The 6217-nt window shown below is 55.0% G+C and carries 2 protein-coding genes; both read right to left on the reverse strand.

What is annotated here, in order from left to right; all coding sequences use genetic code 11:
• Nucleotides 1-78: 78 nt before the first annotated feature.
• Complete coding sequence (locus tag VBE63_RS23515) at nt 79-1176, reverse strand: hypothetical protein (protein ID WP_323685448.1); 1098 nt, start codon at nt 1174-1176, stop codon at nt 79-81.
• Nucleotides 1177-3635: 2459 nt separating this feature from the next.
• On the reverse strand, nt 3636-5690 hold the full coding sequence (locus tag VBE63_RS23520; RefSeq protein WP_323685449.1) for a hypothetical protein: 2055 nt from the start codon (nt 5688-5690) through the stop codon (nt 3636-3638).
• Between the last annotated feature and the right edge of the window lie 527 nt (nt 5691-6217).

Raw genomic sequence — 6217 nt, forward strand, 5'->3', positions numbered from 1 at the left:
CGGGGAAAAGGAAGGCTCGTTTCGGAGCTTCCGAATCCCCAGTGCCCATAGCCCCATAAGGGTGGGAGGGTGGGATAATTAAGAGTCAGAGTCAGACGGGTGCCAGGAAGAATCGTTGGGATCGTCTTGGGAGGCAAACGAGGTGGACAGGCGGGACTGGCTGGACTGACGAGTGTGGGTATCCGCAGCACTAATGGAGGCGGCGTGCGACGTGGGGGAAGCGTGAGAGGCCTGGGCTGACGCATCATCGGCGGAGTCGGAGTCGGAGGAAGGAGGGGTGTGGATAAGTAAAGGTGGATGATGTTGAGATAGATCGGCTGGGGCTGTAGTAGCGGCGATGTCGGTGGGATCAGGATCATCAAAGGTGTAGGCGTAGCCGTCGTAGTGGTCGTAGAGTTGTGGAAAGAAAGAGAAATTTCCGGCTTTGAACATTTTTCGGGCAAAGGAATTGACGATGGGGGCCGCGGAAATGTGGAGATATCGAATCATGGCGTCGGATTTCCAACGGCCTTGTAGTTGGGTGAGGTCCTTGTCAATCTTGGCACAGAGCATGGCGGTGGCCCCACCGGAGCGGAGGGATCTAGCGTCGATTTCGTGTGGTAGAATGTTGAGCCGCATGCCATTGGCCAATAGCAGAGTCAATTCGGACCGTAGTGCTTGGGTTATATGCTTAGCGCGGACGTGACACAGCAGGTCGTTGTCGTAGAAGGCGCACAGCGGTGTATCTGGTGGGCTGTTGTGGCTATGGTGGTAGGCTAGTAGGCGGGCTGCCGTGCGAACTGGACAAACGAGGGGGTCCCCTGTGGAGCCATTGCGAATAATCTCGTTTTTGACCCCGTTCTTTTGTGTGGTGAAAGTAAGGGCGACCGAGGTTGCGTTGTCGTATTCTTCTGGTGGACAGTTTTGGTAGGTGTATTCAGCTTTATCGCGATACAGGGTGACGTCGCGCAGTGTGAAAGGGGTGTTGTCGGTAGTGAGTGTGTGTTCACCTGGGCGACAAAGAAAGAAGAAGCCTAGGCAGGTCATGTCGGCAGTGGCTTGAGTGGCTGGATCTAGTTCTTGGTCGGAGTAAGCATGACGGACGACGCTTGCGACTACGGAGATCGGAACAGGTTTCACGCGTCGTGGAGGGTCGTCTTCTTTGGCGTAGAAACGGAGTTGTCTGGAGAGGCGCAAGTCAACTCGTCCTGTGGGGTCGTTTCGGATGTCAGGGGTCCCCAACCTTGCGTACGTCTGTCCCACGTTTCGTAGGGCGTCAGAAACTGTGTCAGCGCGAACGGCTCGGCGGGAGGATGAGAGGCGTCCATCACGGACTCGTCGGGCGAACACTTGCAGGTACGGTACAAGGTCTTTGGTGGTGTCGTGGGGATCCACGGAGTGCGAGGCACAGAACTCCAACCAGTGTCCCCAATACTTGTCTGCGCTACGGGTTCGTGAAGCACTGATGGAGGATCGACCCTCTTCCTGTGCAAGCAGGAGATCAAGGCGGAATGCATCGCGGGCCGTAGAGTCAAGAGTTTCCAAGCTCGCGGCTGTGGATAATATTGATCGAAATGTGAGAGTATCTCGTCGTTGGTGAGGTGGAATCGGCGTGAGGCTTCGTCAGCTAGGCGATTAAGGTGTCCTGGGATAAAGTCGTGGAGTGGTACGTAGCGATGATGTCTGGCATGGAGGGCTTGTAACCGCAGAAGATAGGCTGCGGGACCCGTTGTGGAGGTGGAACCTTTGCGATTCCAAATAACGGCGGCATAGTTGTCGTGAGCGGTGCCTATAGTGGTTTCGGCGACGCCAAAGTGTGTAGCGATGACGTCGTGATGGGCGACGGTGCCCGTTAATTCCAAGTCGCTGTTCGTGACGGTGCCTTTCGGGTTGTCGAAGGTAAGCAGTTGTAGCTTCACGTTAGGTGGGAACTCTGCTCGCCACAGGTAAGGAAAGTAGTCCGGATGATTCGGAGTGGCCCAAGGTGCGGGCAAGAAGAAAACTCCCCCCATGCCGATTCCCGAAGCGTCCGTGGTTCCCACGATGTGTGGGGAAGTGGGTACCACTTCGTAAATGCGCGTGGGGCGATCATCCAGAGTGGATGCAACGTAGCGGAAATCGTCCAGGAAGTCATGTACCATCCTGGTTAGTCGAATTCTAGTTTGATCCGTCTTAAAGCGTACTTGGAGTGCACTGAAGAGACCCCTGCTCCCAGGGAGAGCTAGGGACATGGACCGTAGTTCCCCCAAGACTTTGTGCCAGGCCTTGATTGGCATACGTTTTCGGGTGCGAGGTAGTTCGGCGAGTATGTCGTGAAGTCGTTGTCGCCGTCGGGCTGACAAATGGATTGTCATTTCGACCGTGTCAAATTCCCACCCAAGGATGGTTTTCTTGGTGCCCATAAAGCCATCACCCTTTTCCAATTTTGTGACGGAGATGGGTTCTCTTCTGGCCTCCGAGTCGGTTGGGTCGAGCGGTCGCATGATCTTGTCGATGGAGTGCATGATGGCTCGGGTTACCCTTGATCGGGCTGCTTTAGGCCCTTGCGCGAGGCCTATTTCGTCGTCGACATATACATCCACGTAGGCTACCGGGCTAGAGGCATATGTGCGAGAGGCGACAGATGCCTTCATTCGGGATTCGTCACGGGGCTTGTAATCACGTGGGGGAGTGTCGGCCAGCGGTTCTAGATGATGCGGTGGAATGTAATTCTTGCTTTCTAGTTCCCAGTTGGCGAGGTCGGTAGATGTTTCGGTGGTGGTTGAGAAGGCGGGAGGAGCCTCAGTCCAGCCCATAGTAACTACTAACGGTAGAGCCACTAGGGGGTCTTCCTGGCTCATGGTTGGGAGCATGACGGCCAGGGGTAGTATGGAATCCAGGGAGAGTTGTAGTCGATAAAAGCCATCGGACATGTCATATTTGGCCATGTATACGGGTCCGTACGTTGGGTTTGCGTCAGCTAGCTTCTGCAGTATGCGCCGTAGAGTGCGCCCAAATTGCATGGCTTCCGGCGGGGCATCGGGTGCCGTGTCCTGGTTTACGCCGTAATATGTGTAGTCGCAGATGATTCGTGGTCGTCGTTCGTGCTGGGGCACTACCCCTAATGGGCTCAGGCGTAAGTCTTCGTACTCCATGAGAAGTGCCGCAGGAAGTACTACCCAGAAACGTTTCTTGATCATGTCGACAAACTCTTCTCGTACAAATTCCTGGTACTGGTAGGCCGACTGGTGTGCGCCTCGTAGAAGGGCTTCCCTGCGAAGGTTAGGGGTCCAGTTATCGGCTCGAGTCTTGTATGGGACACCGTTGGTGCGATACTCGTCCAGCAACGTGGCTGCTGGGTGTGGTAGTTTACCGATGTTGGATTGTAAATCGCTGGGGCCTTGGCAGGCACGGATGAAGTCCTCGAAAGAATTGGTGGACTGGTACAGTTCCACCGCACGGGCAACGCACTTACCTAGTTCGTCGGCCAAGATGAGTGGTTGCGTGGGAACGACCGTCGGGACGATAGACTTGTGTGATGAACTACCCACGCCTCTTAGACCCTTAGTTGCTACCTTACTTGTATTGGCTTGTGATTGGGTAGCGACTGGGGCCGGAAGCGACTTGAGTAGTGGCGTGTGAGAAACTAGGTCGCGTAAGTTTCTGCCGCCGAGCCTTCATTCAAAGGCCTTCTTGCACCAAGCGTAGAGCTGATCGTTCTCGTCTTTCGAATGGGGACCGTGGTCAGCCTTGCGGCTGCAGGATTCGAAGCAGGTACCACGTAAGTGATAAGAGACGCACATAGCAATGTCATCTCCGCCTCGTTTGACAGTGGGAGGTGCTCCCACCTTCTTGATTACATCGTTGAACTTGGAATTGGAGATACCCGTCTTGAAGTCTTCGAAACGGGCATCCATTTGGGTGTTGCGTACAGCCTTGCGCTTGGTTCCACCTTCTTCCTTCTTGGGCGCCTTCCCTGGTTTGTCCTCGGGTTCGACCCTGGGCTCGCTTTTGGGAGTAACCGTAGAATAGTAGCGTTGTGGGAGATGTGGCAACCAAGACATGTCCCCCACCTTCATATCGCGGAGCCGGTCGAGGAACTGGGGAGTGGGCACGGCTGCGGCCACGGCAGGTGTGGCCGCCCCCAAAGTGTCGGCGAAATAAGCTCGTACGTGTAGTTGGACGTAACGAAGGAGTCGTGCTGGTCCGTATTTGGGATCCACGTTCTGAAGCCGGCTGACGTAGAATGGTTCCTTATTCAAGAACTGCGTCGTGAAACGCGAGAGTTGTTGAACGACTTCGTGTGTTTCTTCGAGGAGCGTAGCTAGTAGCACTGTAAAGGCCTGGAGCATAAGACGCATAGTTACGAAGTTGGTAGGGATCTGTACCTTGATTGCAGTACGCATCTTCGTAATGTCCGCCAAATCCGCGGCTGCGGTGCCCCCGACCAATGTATCATAGTCGGCTGCCAATGAGATAGCGTCGAAGTATTGCTTCTCACTGCCAGGAGAAGTGTAGTCCTGGATGACCATGAGGAAAGGATTGACACCGTCGGAGAAGTCATCCAAGTTGCTGCCTTCAAGTCGCACGCTCACAATCTTCTTGGCCAGATCCGGAGTGATCACGGGTGCCAACTCCGGGTCGCCTAGTGCCGTGGCAGTGACCCGCAAGCGGGATTCGATGACTTCCCGCTCACGTTTGCCGTTGGCCGCCGCGAGTGAGATCCAGATTTCGGGCAGAGCGTGAGCCGCATGTACTTGGCACAATGCCATGAGTTTGTCCGTCGTGGAGTCGCCAAAGAAATCTGCGACTGACTTGGGCGCAGCCGCTGCAGTGCGTGCGGCAGTTGCGTCATTTCGCACCTCGCGTTGGACTTGAAGGAGGTCACCCATAATGTTGGCAATGCGTGATGTAGGTCCTGCCCCACCACCCAGCAACCCGGATACCGCAGGAAGGATGCGATTGAGGGATTGTTGACGCCATTCCGTGAAGTGACTATTTGGGACAGGGGCGGTGACGTCGGCCGCCAACATCAAGGATGGCGTAGGATTAATGGCGTCGGGGTAGGTAGCCATCATCAACCAATTCGCGAAAGGGGTGACTTGAGCGTAGACTCCGTCATTTACAATTACGGGCAGGATACTGAGGGCGGCTTGGCGTGGCGTGAGCCGACGCCCAATCAACAAGCTCACGTATCGGGGCGGGACCCACGTAAGGCGAGTACAATAGACATCTTGCGTGGTTCCAGCTGCCGCTACGAGTCGCACGTTGAGTTCGTTAGCGTGGGCGTTCATGTCGGTAACCAGGTCATTGGGATCCAAGGGTACAACGGTGGCGTTGTTGGTAGCCAACGTGAAGGCATCTACCGGGAACTGGACCGTAGGAGCAGTACCGCCGCCAACCTCGTCTACGAAGGCATAGACCCGACGGTCATAGGGTGTCGCACCACGTAGAGTAGAAGGAAATGTCTTGGGGAACATGAGGAGTCGTGTAGTTCCCGTATTCAAGTGAGCGCCGTCGTAGAAGAGTCCCACAAAGGCGAGGGGGACTCCGTCGGCCATGTTGAACACGGTATACCCAACCGTAGCGGCGTTCCACGTAGCCGGGTCGGCGACGGTAACAAGGTTGGTTCCGTCAAAGTGGTCGTTGGTGGGATGAGAGAACCATTCGGCAAAGGTGCCGCACTCGTCGAGGTTCGCGGGTGGAACGGCAGCGGGAGGAACGGCAGCCATGGTAGAAGAAATAAAGAGGTAATGAGGGCTTGAAAGGATTGAATGGCACGAAGCGTTCCTTTAAAACTAAATACTATTCGACTCGGGGAGTATCCCAAGATGGCAGTTTGCAATCTCGTCTTGTCAAAAAGTATGAGGGGTTGGAAGTTAGCAATGATTTGCTTCCTTGTCTCGTCGTCCCCTTTGGATACGAAAACGGAATCCGTAGGCTTGTGTAGGATGTGTACGCCTTTGGATCTTGGATACGAAACGGAATTCGTAGGTTTGCGTAGATTCTGTACTGCGTTTCTTGGTCATTGGGATCTGATGTCGGAGTTGCAAGTGTGAATCGGCCGACCTTGCTCGGGGGAGGTGCTTCGGCGTGGTGTGACGTGGTGTTGCATCATTTCCGATACTGTGCGCCTGGTTCTGCCCGCTACAAGGGTTTTACCCACTTCGCGAGCTCCCAGTCTTCAGTTCCGGATTAGATAGAGGAGCTAGGTGATGGGGGGGATAGTCTAAGTAGACTGCCCAACCACATCTGCGAC

Origin of the sequence: Lamprobacter sp., from assembly GCF_034860625.1 — a bacterium.
In the GTDB taxonomy this organism is placed as follows: Bacteria; Pseudomonadota; Gammaproteobacteria; order Chromatiales; family Chromatiaceae; genus Lamprobacter.

Excerpts from the sequence above, each read along its gene's own strand:
- VBE63_RS23520 (WP_323685449.1), bottom strand. The coding sequence starts at position 5,690 with ATGGCTGCCGTTCCTCCCGCTGCCGTTCCACCCGCGAACCTCGACGAG.